This is a genomic window from Lewinella cohaerens DSM 23179, assembly GCF_000379805.1.
Classification (GTDB): domain Bacteria; phylum Bacteroidota; class Bacteroidia; order Chitinophagales; family Saprospiraceae; genus Lewinella; species Lewinella cohaerens.
In genome coordinates, this window is the sequence record NZ_KB903543.1 from 67,219 (window position 1) to 84,261 (window position 17,043).

Sequence of the window (17,043 nt, forward strand, 5' to 3'; positions counted from 1 at the left end):
TATTTACCCCCTTTTTGCAGCTGAGCATTTAAGGACAAGGAGGTTAGTAAGAATAGAGAGATTATTAATGAACGCATTTGTACAGGTTTTATTAAAAAACAAATCCCGTATACCTTGGTTCGTAAAAACACCTTGCCCCACTACCCAAACCACCGTTTCTTAATTTCCTTGTACCGCGTCCGCCCAATGGGCAACTGCTCTTCATTGTTTAGGCGTAAGCTGTATTTGCTGCCGGGCTCAATCACAATTTCGCGAGCTTCTTGCATGGATACCAAGTACGATTTATGGATGCGAACAAAATGCTCGGGCAGTAGGAGTTCGAGGTTTTCCAGCGTTTTATTGTGAATAGCCGTCGTACCGTCTTTTAAATGGAGTTCGGTATAGACGCCCGCTCCTTGGATATAGTAAATATCGGCTATCGGAATCAACGTACGGCGGCCTTTCTTCTGGATAGCAAGGTACCTCAGTGTATTGGCTTGTTTTTCTCGCTTTTGCAAACGCTGAACGGCTTGTGCAAGGCGTTCTTCTGAAAAGGGCTTGGGTACAAAATCCAGTACACCATACTCAAAAGCCCGAATGGCCTGATCACGATAAGCGGAGATAATAATGGTCGGAAAAGGCTCGGCAACTACCGACTCCAAGACTCCAAAGCCGTCTTCTCCATTGAGGTTGAGGTCAAGAAAAAGGAGGTCTACTTTGTGATGAGCGATAAATCCCTGCCCATCCTCCAGGGCATCGCAATGCTGGATAGAGGTAATCTCTTTTCCCATAATACTACGAAGCATTCGTTCGATGCGGCGCGCGATCCGGTGTTCGTCTTCGATGATAAGGATATTCATGCGTGTTATTTATAGGGTTTTGATCCTAATGATCATCTGCCAGCCCTCTTCAGCAGGTTGATTAATTAGCTCCCAACGATCCTGATAGCTCTCCTGTAGGCGGGCTCGAATGTAACGCAAGCCGGTACCATGCCCCGCCGTGCTGTTTTTCGCAAACTTTGAGGCTGCCCTTTGTTGGGCCACCGTGGTGAGGGTATACTGGCGGTACGCTTTTGTTATTTCATAAACCAGTCGGAAAGTGATATTACCTTCTCCGTTCGGCAAACCATGTGTCACGCCATTTTCCACGGCAGTGTGAATGATGGCAGGCGGGATAATATCGTTGGGATCAATCCCCTCTTGTTCCCACAAGTAATTGATCTCTTTACGGTAGCCCATCACTTTGAGGTGGTTTTTGCAAAGGCGAATCTCTTGCCCAATAGGAATCTGTTGATAATCGGCAATTTCGTTGAGCAGCTCAAATTCATCGGCCAGTGCATGAATGAAGGCGGCTCCCTCTTTAGGCGACTCTTCCACCCAATCGATCAGTGAGGTCAGCGTATTCATGATGAAGTGAGGCTTGATATTTTTCTTGAGCAACTCGTTTTTCAGGCGTTCAGAACGGACCAGCGATGCCTCATAAGCCAAACGTTCGTCTTTGCGCTTCAGGCTCATTACGTAGAGCATGGTGAGTACAATAATGACAAAGGCGATGAAGATGCTCACATCGTAAGACGACATATAGTAATAGGGAATTACTGGCATAAGGTTCACTACAATAAAACAAAGTACCAAGCCTGTCATTACCCATATTGCGCCTTTTTTCTTTTCGTAGATCGCATAGCCCACCAATAAAACCGACCATACCCAGGCCAGGGTCGAATGTTTTCGCGCTATCCAATCAAAATTACTGTAGTACTTAAATTCCAGCCAACCAATAACGGCTATGATGATCGCTAAGCCAACAACTTTCCACGGAAAATTAAAATGGATCATAAAAAACAGCGGAATCAAAATCCCAAGAGAAAAGTGTAGCGCATCAATGATCTCTAGTCGAGTACGCTGAAAAGGATAAGGATAAATGTGAAACAACTTGAGGTATTCCATGATAATGATCCCCATGAAAACAAAGCAAATCACACTAAAAATAAGCGTAGCGAACTCTTTGGGCTCGGTTGCAAAAAAGAACAGGAAATAGATGGCCGTCAAGAGAAAGCAGCCTGCCAGCATAAACATGTACTTGCTTACTTGCAGCGGCCCGCGGGTAAGCCTAAAATAATCGTCAAAGAAAACGTAGGAGTGTTGCCCAGGCTCTTCAATTTCTTTAGTACTTCGCAATGCCAATACGTGCTCTCCATCTCCCACTAGGCTATCGGGCAACAAGCTGAACCATTGGTAATCACCCGGTATTTCAAAAAAACCATCTTCTGCGAGCCGGCCATTGGTGCCTAGATAGACACCATCCCAGTAAGCTTCGTAAGCGGCTGTTGCAAACACCTGAATACCGCAACCTTTGCGTGATTTTTCCTGCGGGGGCAACTTCACTCTCATTCGCGACCAAAAGATGCCCTTACCTGTGGGATCCTTATAATGCCCATCCCAATGACTATCATCATAAGACAGCTCCTTCCATTCTGTAGAATCGCCCAGCATCACCTCTTCCCACGCATAGATAGGATTGTCTTCCCGCTCCTGGCAAGAGGACAGTATCACAACCAGCAAAATTGGGAAGATATAGTAGTATAGCTTTTTCATAAGTCAAATATAGCGCATTAATCAACCGACCAAGTGCCGTTGGCAAGCGTACTGAGCAGTTGGCAAACTTTTGCTTTTACTTGGAGTAAGAAGCACCGATAATTGTGGGAGTAGCTGGTCAACAACCAGTCATTCACCAAAAATTACACCCGACATGAAACAGTTTCTTCTTCTTTTCTTTCTTTTTTCTCTTTCATTAGTTGTGCTTTCAGCGCAAGGTGCAGCACCCGTAATCGGAGGCACTATCAAAGGCAAAGTTTTTGACGAAAACCGACAAGCTATTGCTTACGCCACCATTAGTATTATGGACATTGAGGGCACCTTGATAACAGGTGGCATCACCGACGAAAAAGGTAAATTTTCACTCGACAACATCCCCCTGGGGCCTCATGCTGTTGAAATTCAGTTTTTGGGGTACCAGGTTTTTCAGCAAACCTTTGATTTACAAAAAGATAAGGAGACGCTTACGCTGGAAGACATCTACCTTGCTCCTTCGGGGATAGCGCTCGACGAGGTGGTCGTAACCGCTGAGCGGTCGCAGTACAGCCTTCAGCTCGACCGAAAGGTTTTCAATGTGGGCAAGGATGTTCTTGCACAGGGTGCCAATGCTTTGGATATTCTCAACCAAGTGCCACAAGTGGCGGTAGACCCCAACGGCACCGTTACGCTTCGTGGCAGCAGCCAGGTGCAAATACTGGTGAATGGTCGCCGGACCGGCTTGACGATGAACAATGCTATTGATCAAATTGACGGTGCAAACATTGAACGTATTGAAGTCATCACCAACCCTTCTGCCAGCTTTGATGCCAGTGGCTCGGCGGGTATCATCAACATTGTTTTGAAAAAGAACCAGGATTACGGATTCAAAGGAGAGGTAAGCGCTACGGTGGGCGCACCAGCCAACCACATTATCCGCCCCAGTCTATTGTATAAAGGCCCCAAGCTTAACTTTTTTGCCAATTACCGCTGGCGCTATTCCGACTACAACGGCATTTACACCTCTGATCAGCAAAACTTCTCCGACACTGGAATCACCCGACTGGTGAAAGACGAGCGCGAAGATCGCCACGATGATGGGCGCTCTTTCTACGTGGGAGGTGACTACTACTGGAACGACAACAACAGCGTCACCTTGGCCTTTTTTCGGGCCGACACCAAAGACACTGATTTCACCGCACTCAGTTATGATATCACTGATGAACAAGCGACCTCTACCCTACTGCGCGAAGGCAACTCGCTGGAACGGCGCGATTACAATCAATTAGAAGCCAACTACACCCGCACTTACGAGCAGCCCGGGCAACGATGGACGATTGATTTTCAATATGATTTCTGGAACAGCAACAAAGATTGGGACCTGAGTACTTTTGGGGAGCAACTACCTGCTAATGTTGCTACGGGTATTCGTACCAATTCAAAAGCAGGCAGCCGCGATTATGTGCTTTCCACCGACTACTCCTACCCTTTGGGGGAAACCGGCAAATTACAGCTTGGTGCTAAGCTGGAAAACAGGATTGTGACCAACGACTACCTTGCCGAAAATCAGGTGGACGACCAATGGCAGGTATTTCGCGATTTTGACAATGAGGTTGACTATACCGAAGCTATCGGTGCGGCCTATGTGGAATACCAAAACAAACTGGGTGAGCTTGAATACAAAGTAGGCTTGCGCAGTGAGTATACCCAAATTGACATTTCAGATGCAGAAAACACCTTCACGCAAGACAAGGAGTACCTCAACTGGTTTCCTTCCGCATTTTTATCCTATAACATTAGCGAAAACAGTGGTATCCAGGCTAGCTTTTCGCGCCGGATCAACCGCCCTAATTTGTGGAGTCTTTACCCCTTCAATGAGGTACGCGATATCAATGTACTGCAAACCGGCAATCCTGAGCTTGACCCTACTTACACCAATGGTTACGAACTTACTTTCACCCATCGCCACGATAAATACTCCTTCAATCCGGGCATTTATTACCGCAGTAGCGACCAACCTTTCCAGACCTTTCTTGATAGAACGGAGGATGACCTGTTTGTCTTACTTCCTATCAATATCGACCAATTACGGGAAACCGGGGTAGAATTCACGGCGAGTTATCAGCCTGTTGCCGCCTTGCAGTTGAGCACTGATTTCAACTTCTACCACTTCGAAGAAAGCGGCATTTACGAGGGGCAGGACCTTTCGGCCAATGGTACCAGCTGGCGTGCCCGTGCTTCCGCCAATCTTCGGCTTCCTAAAGACTTGCAGGTGCAACTCTACTACCTTTACGTAGCGCCTCGTAATGAGGCCCAGGTGAGCACGCTATCGTTCTCGGAATTGTCTGCGGGGCTGAGCAAATCATTTATGGATGATAAAATAGGCTTGAGTATCCGCGCGTTCAACCTCCTTGATTCCAGCATTCGTCGTTCGGTTGCCAAGACCACTAGTTACGAATTAGAGCAAAGTAGTCGGCGCTACGGTGCTCGTTTCACCTTTACTTTTGTTTACAAATTCAACCAGACGGAGAAAGATCGGATGCGCAATGCGCAGCGGGGGAATCGTTAGGTTGAAGAAGTATTCTTCTCTTTCCCATAAACATTCAGCACCATACCAATAACAATGAGGACAATCCCCAGCATAGGTAGCAGCGCGTAACCTTCTCCAAAGAAAATGTAGCCCATGATGAGCGCGTACACCAGCTCCATGTATTTGAAGGGTGCCAACACGCTGGCCTCGGAATGCTTAAAGGCTACCGTCATGAAGATCTGGCCAATCAAGCCGAAGATGCCAATGCCGATCACGGAAGGCCACTCGTCGGCCAGGGGCATACGCCAATATTGGACAAAACAAAGGCCTACCAGCATACAAACGATCATGAAATAATTGATGATCGTGAGGTAGTGTTCTTTATCACTGAGGTAGCGAATAAGTACGAACACCATGCCCAGAAAAAAGGCAGAGGTCAGCATCAGACCAAGGCTGAGGTAATCAATTCTGAGGTCAAAGCCTTTGATAACAATTACGCCGAGGAAAGCGATGGCAAAACTGATCCACTGTAAAGGGCTTACCCGCTCTTTGAGGTAGAACCAGGCCAATACAGCTCCGAAGATAGGCCCTAGATAGCGAATAGAGACTGCCGACCCCAGCGGGATCCGTTGTAGCGCTATAAAAAATGTTGCTAGAGAAACTACGCCCACCAAAGACCGGGCAAGCAATATTTTAGGATTACTGCCGACTATGCTTATGCGCCGATAAAGCATGTAGGGAAAAATAAACACGAACGAGCCGAAGGCGCGCAAAAACACGACCTGAAGGGGGTGCATTCCAGAGAGTTCTTTCGCCATTGCATTCATAATAGCAAAAGAAAGGGTCGCAATCAGGATATAGATAATTCCTTTGGAGATAGGCCTTGATTTTAACCGAAGTTCTGAAATCTGCACACCGTAGATCAACCTGAAGGAGAAGGGAAAAGCGTGTGAGAGCTAGAGATATTGACGCTTATGACGTCAATACCTCTAGCAAGCACTATCAAGAATGTTTAATCATCAAAGTCATCACCCGCTTCATCAGCCAATTCATCGCTGAGTTCATCGGTTAATTCTTCGGTATCGCCCAGGTCATTGTCATCATTAGCGTTGAGATCATCCAAAAAGTCGAGATCATCGTACTTGTCGGTGTATTTCGCTTTCGCTTTTGCTTTTAAGACACCGTCGTCATCGTAATCATCATCTTCCTCGATGATATTACTCGCTCGAACGGGCGTCATTCGAATCAGGTAGTAATAGTCTTCTGTTTCGAAAGGCAGTCCCATTTTACGTTCACCATCTCGGTTGACAAACGCGATCAAGTGTTGACTAAATCCCCGTGGATAGACCAATTTGATTTGTTCGACTACTTCCTCCGGAAGTTTTTCGTAATCCTTAATCACTTTTGGCTTGCTCATGCTCTAAAACTTTATTTATAAATTCCAAGGTGTAATATACGCCCACCTGTTTGATTTACCGGGCTTACGCTTTTGCCAATGACAATGCCATCTGACGGTGCGAGATAATCCTTAATCTTACGGCCAAATATATCTCTAATTGTTGCAATTAGCTGGCCTTTTTTCACTTCTTCCCGTAAATCTACCCAAACGGTGAGTAATCCGCCCACATCGGTATAGATCCAGAAAGAAGATTTGCATAGGACGGTAGGTTTGGCTGGTACTTCTATCTCATCGTCTACCATTTCCAGGTGACAAAGGACATTATGAATCCCCGTAATTCCACTGCGAATCAATCGTTTCTGGAAGGTATTCGGGTTGCCAACTTCTAAGGTTATTGCCGGAATACCCATTTCATCTACTGCTCCACGTAGGGTACCATCCGAAGCTGGATTGTGTACAATGATGTCTGCATTTTGCAGCATTGCCAACTCTTTCACAACCGGATGATCCATGTCGGCACGAATATAATAAGAATTGACTCTTCCCTGACTAGCTGTGTGCAAATCGAGTAGATAATCGAAATGTTTTACCAGGCGATCAATAAAACGGTAGGCGTAAACTTGGCTTACGTTACCACTCTCTTTGCCGGGCATTATGTGGTTGAGGTCGACGCCATCATTGAATCGTCGACTTTTACGAATAAAAGAAGGTACGTTTACCACTGGCACACCGACGATGGTGCCACTCAACTCTTCAATTTCCACTTCATTAAACAAGCGCTGAATAACAGGAATACCATTTAACTCATTACCGTGTACAGCTGCGGTGAGCCCTAAAACGGGGCCATCTTTCAGGCCACGAGCGACCATGACCGGAATACAAATAGGGTTGGCAAAACCATCAGAGATGATTTTTAGCCAATAATTACGCTTGGTACCCCGGGGAGTATCTTCCAGATTGAAATCCAAAATCATCGGCAGGTTATCCTGCATAGTGGGCATCAGCATACTGAAATATTTTATCTATTGTTGGTTGAATAACGGGGCGGCCCGTTTGTTGTTCGGCTTGCGGAAAACCTCCAATACTGAGGGTATTAACTTCCGAAAGCACTCGTTTACCATCATCATCCACCAAGGTATCGGCACCATAAATAAGGATGCCCGCTTGTTGAAGTTTGGGGTTTATTGTTGAAATGATTGCTTCTTCATCCGGCGTCACCTCGGTGGGTACCGAAGTACCTCCTTGGGCAACATTGCACAACCAGGAATCCTGCGCAGGTAGCCGCAACGAAGCGGCCATAATTTGACCACCTACGACAATGATTCGTTTATCACCCTGGTTGACGTTTTTAAGGAACTTCATCCCCAGCATCCCGTCTGTTTGAAGGATGCCTTCTATTTCTTTCAAATAGGTCGCCGTATCATGGATAGTCGTCCCGTCGTCCAGTTTGTTGCCGTCAATTTTTAGCAAGCCACGCCCGCCGTATTCCTTTAATGGTTTTAATACGATGGGAAACTTGGCCGCAAAATCCAGCACATCCGCCACAGATTGACACAAACACATGGAAGGACTTACCTCTGGAAAATTAAGTAAGAATTGCTTGTTACTCGTTTGTAAAATTCCATTAGGATGATTTACAATGGCTTTTCCATCCAACAAATCCGCCAGCCAAGTCAGGAATTCATCACTGATCGGGCGGGGCAACCGCAAGAAGACGAGGTCATAATCCTGAGGGTTAACCGTCTTGATATTTTTTACCAGATGGTCGCCGTCTATGGTGTAGGAAAAAGAATCGGTGACCGTAGCCGCCTGTAATTCTTGCCCTGTTTGCCCATTAAAAAACGGATCATTTCCAGCCCACGATCGGCTGGCAATATCAATCCCCGCACAACGGGAATGTGTACGCATTTGCCGCAGCAAAGCGTAGATAGAATTTTCGGGGCTATGTCCTTTGTGATCCGTCAGGACAAGTACCCTATACTGTGCCTTTATCATATCATAATTTCATCCAGTAGCGTCCGGTCATTATTCAACGACTTGAAAAGACGCATCCGAAATTTACCTTTACTGTTGTAAAGGTTTTTACACATTTTATCAATAGCAATCGTGGACAATACGGTTTGAATGTAAGCCTCTATAAGGTCATCAAGACCAAGTCCGAGCTTATTAAAATCCCGTCGGTCCGTCAACATTAAACGGTTGGTATCCGAGCCCCATTCATTTTCTGCGTGCTTAATAGAAAGGTTTGTACCCAGCATACTCCACGAATCACTACCATTGGTGATATTATCAGCGAGGGGTTCTGCGGCCCGCCGCGAATAGACACACAGTGGTTTGATACCGTCTTTGGTACTGCTAACCATTAGACGAAGATCAGTCACATAAGTTTCTCCTTTTGAAGTAGGAATTGTACCAACATGATAAAACTTACCTGTACTACTGGTAGAGCTCCAATTATAGTTGCCAATCAAGCTTTGTACAATGAAGCGCTGGTATTCCATATCCAGCTCCATGAAGCTATCTAACTCCTTTTCACTAATGATGGTGTAAACCCCCTGACCGGCATTGCTGTAGGGGATTTTTATTACTGCTTGCCCGCCAAGTTTTTGCACCCAGAGCGGGATTTCTTCTCTACTAACATCCCAGATCGTCTCCGGAATATTGATTTTCAGCCCACACTCTCGTAGCTCTGTATTGTAAATATCGTAAGCTTTAGCGGCGACCATTTTGTTGCGCCCTCCAGCCAGGCAAGCCACGATAGGGTTGAGCAGCTTTGTTTTACACTGTAGCGGAAGGCGATTCCAAGGCTTCTGAGTAACATAGCGAAAAGCAGCCCGTAGTGGCACCCACTCTCCTTCATGTTTTACGTACACCCAATCGTCTTCGATTTTAATGTGGGTATTAGCCTCTCCTTTATAATAAGGAATCAACAATACCTCTTCCTCCATAACATCTGCAATAACGGCTGCATAACCAGAGGCCTCCATAAAGTTTTTATCGTAGATCAGGCCAAGCCTGCCTTTGCCCATGCCTTTTTTCTTTTTCAATAAAGGCTTGAAAGTACGTTCAATAAGAAGGCGATAAGAACCGTCTTCCTTATTGTCATCCAGGAGTGGCATCGACTTTTGTCCCGAAGGGCAAGAGTTATTTTCAAGGATGACCATCTGGCGCTTTCCTGTAGCAGAAGTAGCATTGATCAAATCCGCACCGCTCCACAGAAAGTATTTGCACTCATAGTCCAGTACTTCTTCCAATTTTGCTCGTTTCACCATTGGATGAAGATGACAATAGCGAGTGATGATCCTCTCTTTGGAAAGATTAAGAAAAAAGCTCACCATTGGATGAATAGTAGCATTGAGTGCCTTGGGGTACCAATGGTTCTCACTACGAAAGCTTCCAGGTTGGACTGGCTGTATGTTGGATGGATCTTCGATAATAAAATGTTTTAGTTGGGATTAGGTAAATAGTAAATTCCCCGCAAATATGTTCGCTTTATCCCAAGTATACTAGTGAAAATAAAAATCGTCGTTATTTTTTTTCCCATACGATCGTCAATATCACACCAGCCCTTATTTCGAAGAGAGAGGTCGCATTTTTGAAGCATAGAATTTGAATATCCACTATTAATTACTTCAAACATACACGACCATGCGATTTTTAACTATTCTCTTTTTCTTTCTTTCTTCTTTATCTCTGGCTACAGCACAAGCTTTTGTTGCCCCTCAGCTTACCGAAGCGCTGAATTTAGGCCAGCCCTTAGAAGTAGTAGTAACCTTTCACGGAGATGATACTCCTACTATTGCTAACCTTGGCTTACTTGAATCTATTGGGATTACCCAAGGAGCTACCTTGCAATCACTACCTATTGCTGGTGTGATCGCTACCCCAACACAAATTAATACGCTCGCTGCTAACCCCAGTGTACGTTCTTTGTTTTTGAATTATGACATCGATTACGAGAACAATCGTGCGACAGTAATTACCGGCGTTGACCAATTAAGGACCGACCCTATCATCACCGCTCAGAATGGGGGCTTGCCCGTCTCAGGCAGTGGTATAGGCGTCATCATTAACGATAGCGGTGTGGATGGCACTCACCCTGACCTGGAGTTTGGTACTAACCTGGTTCAAAACGTTGCAGCCCATGCCAACCTCAATTCCTATTCTGGCATTTTGCCTTACACGCCTATTGAAGACGTACCTAATACCGACGCTGCCGGAGGACACGGCACCCACGTGGCAGGTATTGTAGGGGGTACCGGCATAGCATCACAGGGTCTTTATGAAGGGGTAGCTCCTGGCGCCGATCTTATTGGCTATGGTGCAGGTGCAGCAGTAGCACTGCTTGATGTCCTTTCTGCCTTTGATTATGCTATTGTCAAGCAATTCCAGTACGGCATCCGGGTAGTGACCAACTCTTGGGGAACGACCAGCGATGCAGGTACCGACTTCAACCCTTCTGACCCTATCAACGTTGCTACAAAAAAATGTACAGATCGTAATATTGTCATTGTATTCTCGGCGGGCAACTCTGGTGCTTCTTCGGGTACCATTACCGGAAACTATAAAAAAGCTCCTTGGGTAATTTGTGTAGCTGCCGGTGACAAGCAGGGGCGCCTGACGGATTTCTCTTCACGTGGTCGCGACAACGTAGGCGGTACAGTGGTCGTTGATGGTCAGACTTTCACTTGGGAAGATCGCCCTACCGTCACTTCACCAGGAAAAGCAATTATTTCTACCAGAGCTATTTCTCCTATTGGTGTGTTGGGCACCCCCGACGATATTGAAACGATAGAACCTGCTCACCTACCCTACTATACAACACTTGATGGCACCTCTATGGCAGCACCTCACGTAGCTGGTATTGTAGCACTGATGCTGGAGGCAGACCCCACGCTGAATCCGTACGAGGTAAAAGCCATTATACAACAGACTGCTACTAACATTCCTGGCCGTGCAGGTTGGGAAGTAGGCGCAGGCTACGTAAACGCTTACGCTGCGGTAAACACCATTTTTGGAAATGCCAGCAATTACGGAAGCTCCCTAAATATCAATCGCAACTTTAACAGCAATGTATTAACAGCAAGTACTACAGAAAACTTTACTGTAGAGTATCTCCCTGGTGATACCGAGCAGCTTACTTTTGAAGTGGCTTCGGGTACGACGACGCTGGAAGCCAAGACCGTTATTGGTGGTGTATTGGGCGAAACCGGCAACCTCTTGAACTTAGTATTATTCTCACCTAGTGGACAACGCTATAGTGCAGGTATCCCTGTAACCTTTACCTTGAGTGTTGGACGCGGAGTAGCTGTAGCTAGCCCTGAATCCGGTACCTGGACCCTAAGTATTGAAGGATTAAATGGCTTGGCCTTACCTGAAACCGTAGAGGGTACTATCACCCAAAGTGTTATTTCCGGTGCTACCGGGCTGGATGATGTAAATGGTCACGACAACGAGGCATCTATTCGCCTCGCAGTGAGTAACCGCTTGATGGACAGTAATGGTAATAATTTCGAACCAGAAGCTTTATTGACCCGCTTGGAGCTCGCCGATTACCTAATGATGGGCCAGGGTGTTCGCCAGTACCTTTCCTCAACCGGCACACTACAATTTCCTACCCTCAATGGCAATGCAAGTCTACTGGCCGAATCAGTAATGGCTACCGGTGCTGCTTTGCGCGATAGTGAATCAAACAGTAGCCCATTAATGACAACAACTGCCAATGGCTTTGATGCAAACGGTACCGTAACACGCGCCGAACTAGCCTACACTTTGGCTCAAAGCCTGGGCTTAGAAGACTATGCCAACTCCCTCGCCAATGACCCTATCACTGTCAACGTTGATGGAGAAACCATTGACGTAGAAGATGCAAACGACATCCCCACAGCCTTGCGCGGACACGTACAAGCAGCTCTGAACCTTAATTTGATCAATGTATACTACTCTATCACTCAAAATCCTTTTGGTTTAGGATTTACCATACATGCACACTTTCAGCCAAATACGGAGATCAGCCGTGTGGAGTTTGCAGTAATTGCTACCCGTACTTTTGATCAGTGGGTAAACCCTACCCAGAATTTCACCGTTCCACAAAGTGATACATCAGGCGCTGATTTTGAATTGAGTGTTTACCCAAATCCTACGACAGATCGCTTGTTTGTAAAAACCAACATGTTGAACATCGAAACACCAGGAAAAGTAACCCTCCTCAACAACGGTGGGCAGATCATTTACCAAAACCAGACCCTGCTTTTCCCTTACGGGGAAATACAATTAAACGTAGCTTCTTATCCTAAAGGACAGTATTTCTTACGCCTGGAAACCGAAGCTGGTGAGCAGTACACCAAAGCAATTGTACTGAACTAATACCTTGAGTTGATTGATCAATAATTTTAAAGCCCCGTTATTAGCCACTTGCTAATGACGGGGTATTTTGAAGTTTTATTCGCCTCAGAAATGTACCCCTATGAAATACTTTTTCGCGATTCTTATTACACTCCTTTTTCAGCAAACCATTGTTGCTCAAAACAACTTCAACGAAGATTTCGACCTCAATCTTGGCACACTCAACAATCAGAATCAATGGAGCGGCAATGCTAGCTTTCAAGTGATTACTGATGCTATGACGCTCGCCGATTATCCGCAGAACAACGCAGACGGGCAGGTCTTGCAATTGCAGAGTAGCGGTGGAAACATTGGTCGCGACAACTTGTTGGCAACCTCTTTTGCCAGTGGTGCTGCCTACCTATCCTTCCTGGTTCGAATTGATAATGAGAGCCAGCTACCTACTTTTCCTGATTACCAAATGGCGGTAGAAAAGGAGGCCTTCGCGAGTACTTTTGCCGGGTTTGGTTTTTATAAAGACCAGTTAAGTGGTGTGATAAAAGCCGCCTTAACGACGCAATCTATAGCCGACGAAGTTACCAGCACTGCTACTTTTGCTGCAGCTACCGTTTACCATGTGGTTCTGAAGTACGAATTTATCGTCGCAGGCAACGACCTTCTCAAGGTGTACATCAGTCCTGACTTCATGCCTCAAGAGCCAGTTTCTCCTACTTTAACAACTACTGTCAATGGAACAGGTTTGCCTGATCAAATTGGGCGTATTTTGATCAATGCTCCAGCAGCTAGTATTAACATGATGGTTGTAGATGGGATTCAACTGGGTAATGTCTGGAATGGTTTTTTCGACCTCGGCCTGCTTCCTGTAGAGCTTTCTGAGTTCCGGGGAGAAGTCACCGACAGTGGCACTCAGCTTTACTGGCAGACCCGCACAGAACACAACAACCAATCTTTTATGGTTGAACGCAGCATTGATGGCAAGAACTTCAATACCATCGGCGAAGTGGCTGGCAACGGTGATAGTCAACAGACCATCAATTATAAGTATACCGACCCTAACCCTAATTTTGGAATGAATTATTATCGCCTTACCCAGGTTGATTTTTCGGGTGAGTGCAGTCAGAGCGAAATCATTGCCTTAAATAGCACAACTAAATTTGCACGGATCAACCTCTACCCCAACCCTACCAGTAGTTTTCTTACTGTTAATTTCCCAAATATCGATGTTAACAATATCTCCATCCGCAGAAGCGATGGTACTATCATGCCACTAAACTATCAAGAACAGTCTACCTCTCGACTATTGATCGATATTCGAAGCTATGAGCCAGGGTGGTATGTGATAGAAATTTATAGCAATGGAGTCGGTTACGACCAGGAACTGTTTGTGGTGCAGTGAGCATTAAATTAGGCTAAGGGGAAGTTTTAGACCTGTATTTGTGAAAGGTAAATAGTAGGCATAACACCCGCTTGTGGGAGGGTTCCCACCCAGCTGCCGGACCGCCAAATCCGCCCTCGGTCAACCGACCACAAAGGGCGTGCGACATCACCTGCTACCATAGCAGGTAGCAGCCAAACAATACGCAAAAAAAACCGATGAATGCCCCCTTGACAAGATGGGGGGTAGTACCTCTGATTTTCTTAAAGATTGTCAATTCTTCAAGGAAATGCTAAGGTATGAAATCAGATCAAAAAAACACAAATAATATTCAACAATATTACTTAAAGCAAAAAAAATATCAAGAACTGGAAGGAAGTAACCGAAGTACTAACCATCGTACCCAAATTGGTAATCTGCCGTAGCTGTGGGACGATCTGACCGCCAGTGCCTAATGAAAAAGGAGAATTCTTGATGTTTCAGGCAAAGAGGGCACCTGGTGCAAAGAAATTCTTAAGAACCTGCAATTTTGTTATACACCTTAAACTTCTCTTTCCCCTTCCATTTCCGATTTTACCCTAACTTTAGGAGGTTTAACATCATTGTTTCACTTGACTTAATCATGCATTATGACTAATCGCTTACTAGTGTTCGTATTTTTGTTGGTCGCGACCTTCACCATGGCTACTGCCCAAGAAGAGGTGAATAAGGACATCAACGACCTGATCCGAAAACACGGTCTGGACCAAAGCCAAGCCATGGAAATTGCAGGCTGGATCACTGACGTCTACGGCCCGCGACTGACAGGCTCGCCAATGCTGGACAAGGCTACCGAATGGGCCCAAAATACCCTGACCGAATGGGGTATGGCCAACGTACATCTGGAAAGTTGGGGACCTTTTGGGCGCGGCTGGGAAATGACTCATTTTGAAATGCACGCCAACGGGCCCGGCTACTGGCCGATCATTGCCTACCCAAAAGCCTGGTCTCCTTCGGTAAAAGGCACCGGGGAGGTCATCTATCTCCAGGCAAATAAAGAAGAAGACTTGGCCGCTTACAAAGGAAAACTGAAAGGGAAGTTTGTGTTATTCGACACGACGCGTCAGGTAGAGGAACTATTTGAACCCGCTGCAAAAAGACATAATGCCGAAAGCCTACTGGAACTGGCGAATGCTCCGGAACCTACGCCACGCCCACGCCGCAATTACCGTGATTTAAGTGGCTTTACTTTCAACCAGAAGCTCTGGCAATTTCTTGGCGAAGAACAGCCTTTGGCCGTTTTGACCCGTAGCTATAAAGGCGACCTGGGTACTGTATTTGTATCCGGTGCCCGAACAGCGGAAGGCAGAGCTCAAAATGTGGACCGCGAAGTAGTGCCTCAATTCACTTTGGCGGTAGAACATTACAATCGAATTTTCCGAAACCTCCAGCGCGGCATTCCCGTACAGCTCAGTGTAGAGCTGGAGGCTCACTATACCAACCCGGACGGAATGGAACATAACATCATCGCTGAGATCCCCGGAACGGACCTGAAGGACGAGGTGGTCATGTTCGGTGCTCACTATGACTCTTGGCATACCGGTACCGGCGCAACCGATAACGGCGCTGGTTCTACAGTGATGATGGAAGCAGCCCGTATTTTACTGGAAACGATTAAAGAAAGTGGCATCCAGCCCCGGCGGACCCTACGCTTGGCGTTATGGACTGGCGAAGAGCAAGGCTTGTTTGGATCCCGTGGCTACTCCAGAGAGCATTTTGCAACGTTCCCCCCCGATAACAATACGCCACAAAGCTTGAAACCGGAGCAGGAAAAAATCTCTGCCTACTACAATCTGGATAACGGCACTGGTAAAATCCGGGGTGTTTATATGCAAGGAAACGAGGCGGTAGCTCCCATTTTCCGAGCTTGGCTGGAGTCCTTCAAAGATTTGGACGCCAGCACGCTGAGCTTATCCAATACTGGCGGCACGGATCACCTGGCCTTTGATGCCGTTGGTATCCCCGGCTTTCAATTTATCCAAGAGCCTATGGCTTATTTTGCGCGTACGCACCACTCTAATATGGATAACCTGGACCACCTCGTAGAAGCCGATCTGGCCCAAGCGGCTACCATCATTGCTTCTTTTGTATTCCATACCGCCATGCGAGATGAGATGATGCCGCGGAAGCCTTTTGAGGTGGAAACGACGGCAGAGGACAATGGTTCCAACGAAAAATAAGAGATCGTAGAGGGATTACCGACGTAACCCCTCTACGCCTTTCACCCCCGAAGGGGTCACTTACACGAATACCGAAAGTTACCGCCTACGGCAGCAACCCGTACTTCACCTCATCAAATACTTTCCCGTTTTTGAGTACTGCTGCTTTTGCTACGCCTTCTTTTTCAAAACCATTCTTTTCTAGTACTCGCATAGAGGCCGCATTATAGTCGTAAACGGATGCGTAAATGCGTCGCAGCTTCATTTCCTGAAATCCTATTGGAATCATCTTTTTTACCGCAGCTGATGCTAAGCCGCGCCCCCAATAAGGTTCCCCGATCCAGTATCCCAGTTCTGCGGTACCTTCGTAAACGTCTTGCGCGGGATGTAATCCGATTACTCCGGCCAGCGTACCATCCAGCGTAATAGCCCGAATAGTAGGGCCACCAAGGGTATGAGCCATTAGTATAAATTCGTCTGCATCCTCTTCTGTATACGGGTGGGGCATTCGGTTACGGACATTGTCCCAAATATTTTTATTATTCGCCAAAAGGGCAAATGCTTTGCGGTCGGACGCTTGTAAGGGGCGAAGGGCGATTTTGTTATCCTCTATCATTTCAATAAGATATTCGTATAGACCATTAACA

At 46.3% G+C, this 17,043-nt stretch carries 12 protein-coding genes; 4 read left to right on the top strand and 8 right to left on the bottom strand.

The features are described 5' to 3' along the window. Window positions 1-140: 140 nt before the first annotated feature. Together A3EU_RS0112260 and A3EU_RS0112265 are read right to left on the bottom strand one after the other, a co-directional pair. Window positions 141-839: a LytR/AlgR family response regulator transcription factor gene (locus tag A3EU_RS0112260; protein WP_020536464.1), complete on the bottom strand. Its 699-nt coding sequence runs from the start codon at window positions 837-839 to the stop codon at window positions 141-143. Window positions 840-848: 9 nt separating this feature from the next. After that, window positions 849-2,573: a histidine kinase gene (locus A3EU_RS0112265; protein ID WP_020536465.1), complete on the bottom strand. Its 1,725-nt coding sequence runs from the start codon at window positions 2,571-2,573 to the stop codon at window positions 849-851. 154 nt (window positions 2,574-2,727) lie between these two features. Between A3EU_RS0112265 and A3EU_RS0112270 the strand changes: the two genes are divergently transcribed. Further along, window positions 2,728-5,118: a TonB-dependent receptor gene (locus tag A3EU_RS0112270; protein ID WP_020536466.1), complete on the top strand. Its 2,391-nt coding sequence runs from the start codon at window positions 2,728-2,730 to the stop codon at window positions 5,116-5,118. Here the strand turns inward: A3EU_RS0112270 and A3EU_RS0112275 are convergent. The 5 genes from A3EU_RS0112275 to A3EU_RS0112295 form a co-directional block, all read right to left on the bottom strand. Further along, window positions 5,115-5,993, bottom strand: coding sequence for a DMT family transporter (locus tag A3EU_RS0112275; protein ID WP_211213933.1), 879 nt, complete (start codon window positions 5,991-5,993; stop codon window positions 5,115-5,117). The two genes, A3EU_RS0112270 and A3EU_RS0112275, sit on opposite strands and share 4 nt — an antisense overlap. 98 nt (window positions 5,994-6,091) lie before the next feature. Continuing rightward, window positions 6,092-6,496, bottom strand: a complete 405-nt coding sequence (locus tag A3EU_RS0112280; protein ID WP_020536468.1) for a hypothetical protein — start codon at window positions 6,494-6,496, stop codon at window positions 6,092-6,094. A gap of 11 nt (window positions 6,497-6,507) precedes the next feature. After that, window positions 6,508-7,485 (bottom strand): succinylglutamate desuccinylase/aspartoacylase family protein, encoded by a 978-nt coding sequence (locus A3EU_RS0112285; protein WP_156825743.1) that lies wholly within the window; start codon window positions 7,483-7,485, stop codon window positions 6,508-6,510. Then, entirely contained in the window at window positions 7,460-8,473 is a 1,014-nt protein-coding gene (locus tag A3EU_RS30260; RefSeq protein WP_020536470.1) for an ATP-grasp domain-containing protein, read from the bottom strand. Before A3EU_RS30260 ends, A3EU_RS0112285 begins: the two co-directional genes overlap by 26 nt. Further along, window positions 8,470-9,750, bottom strand: coding sequence for an ATP-grasp domain-containing protein (locus tag A3EU_RS0112295; RefSeq protein ID WP_020536471.1), 1,281 nt, complete (start codon window positions 9,748-9,750; stop codon window positions 8,470-8,472). Before A3EU_RS0112295 ends, A3EU_RS30260 begins: the two co-directional genes overlap by 4 nt. A 376-nt stretch (window positions 9,751-10,126) precedes the next feature. On the opposite strand from A3EU_RS0112295, the gene A3EU_RS0112310 reads away from it, so the two are divergent. The 3 genes from A3EU_RS0112310 (at window position 10,127) to A3EU_RS30270 (ending at window position 16,417) form a co-directional block, all read left to right on the top strand. Further along, window positions 10,127-12,844, top strand: coding sequence for a S8 family serine peptidase (locus A3EU_RS0112310; protein ID WP_020536474.1), 2,718 nt, complete (start codon window positions 10,127-10,129; stop codon window positions 12,842-12,844). A gap of 100 nt (window positions 12,845-12,944) precedes the next feature. After that, window positions 12,945-14,219, top strand: coding sequence for a T9SS type A sorting domain-containing protein (locus A3EU_RS32755; protein WP_020536475.1), 1,275 nt, complete (start codon window positions 12,945-12,947; stop codon window positions 14,217-14,219). 608 nt (window positions 14,220-14,827) lie between these two features. After that, entirely contained in the window at window positions 14,828-16,417 is a 1,590-nt protein-coding gene (locus tag A3EU_RS30270) for a M20/M25/M40 family metallo-hydrolase (protein WP_020536477.1), read from the top strand. Between the two features lie 85 nt (window positions 16,418-16,502). On the opposite strand, the gene A3EU_RS0112330 is transcribed toward A3EU_RS30270, so the two are convergent. Continuing rightward, window positions 16,503-17,012, bottom strand: coding sequence for a GNAT family N-acetyltransferase (locus A3EU_RS0112330; RefSeq protein WP_020536478.1), 510 nt, complete (start codon window positions 17,010-17,012; stop codon window positions 16,503-16,505). Between the last annotated feature and the right edge of the window lie 31 nt (window positions 17,013-17,043).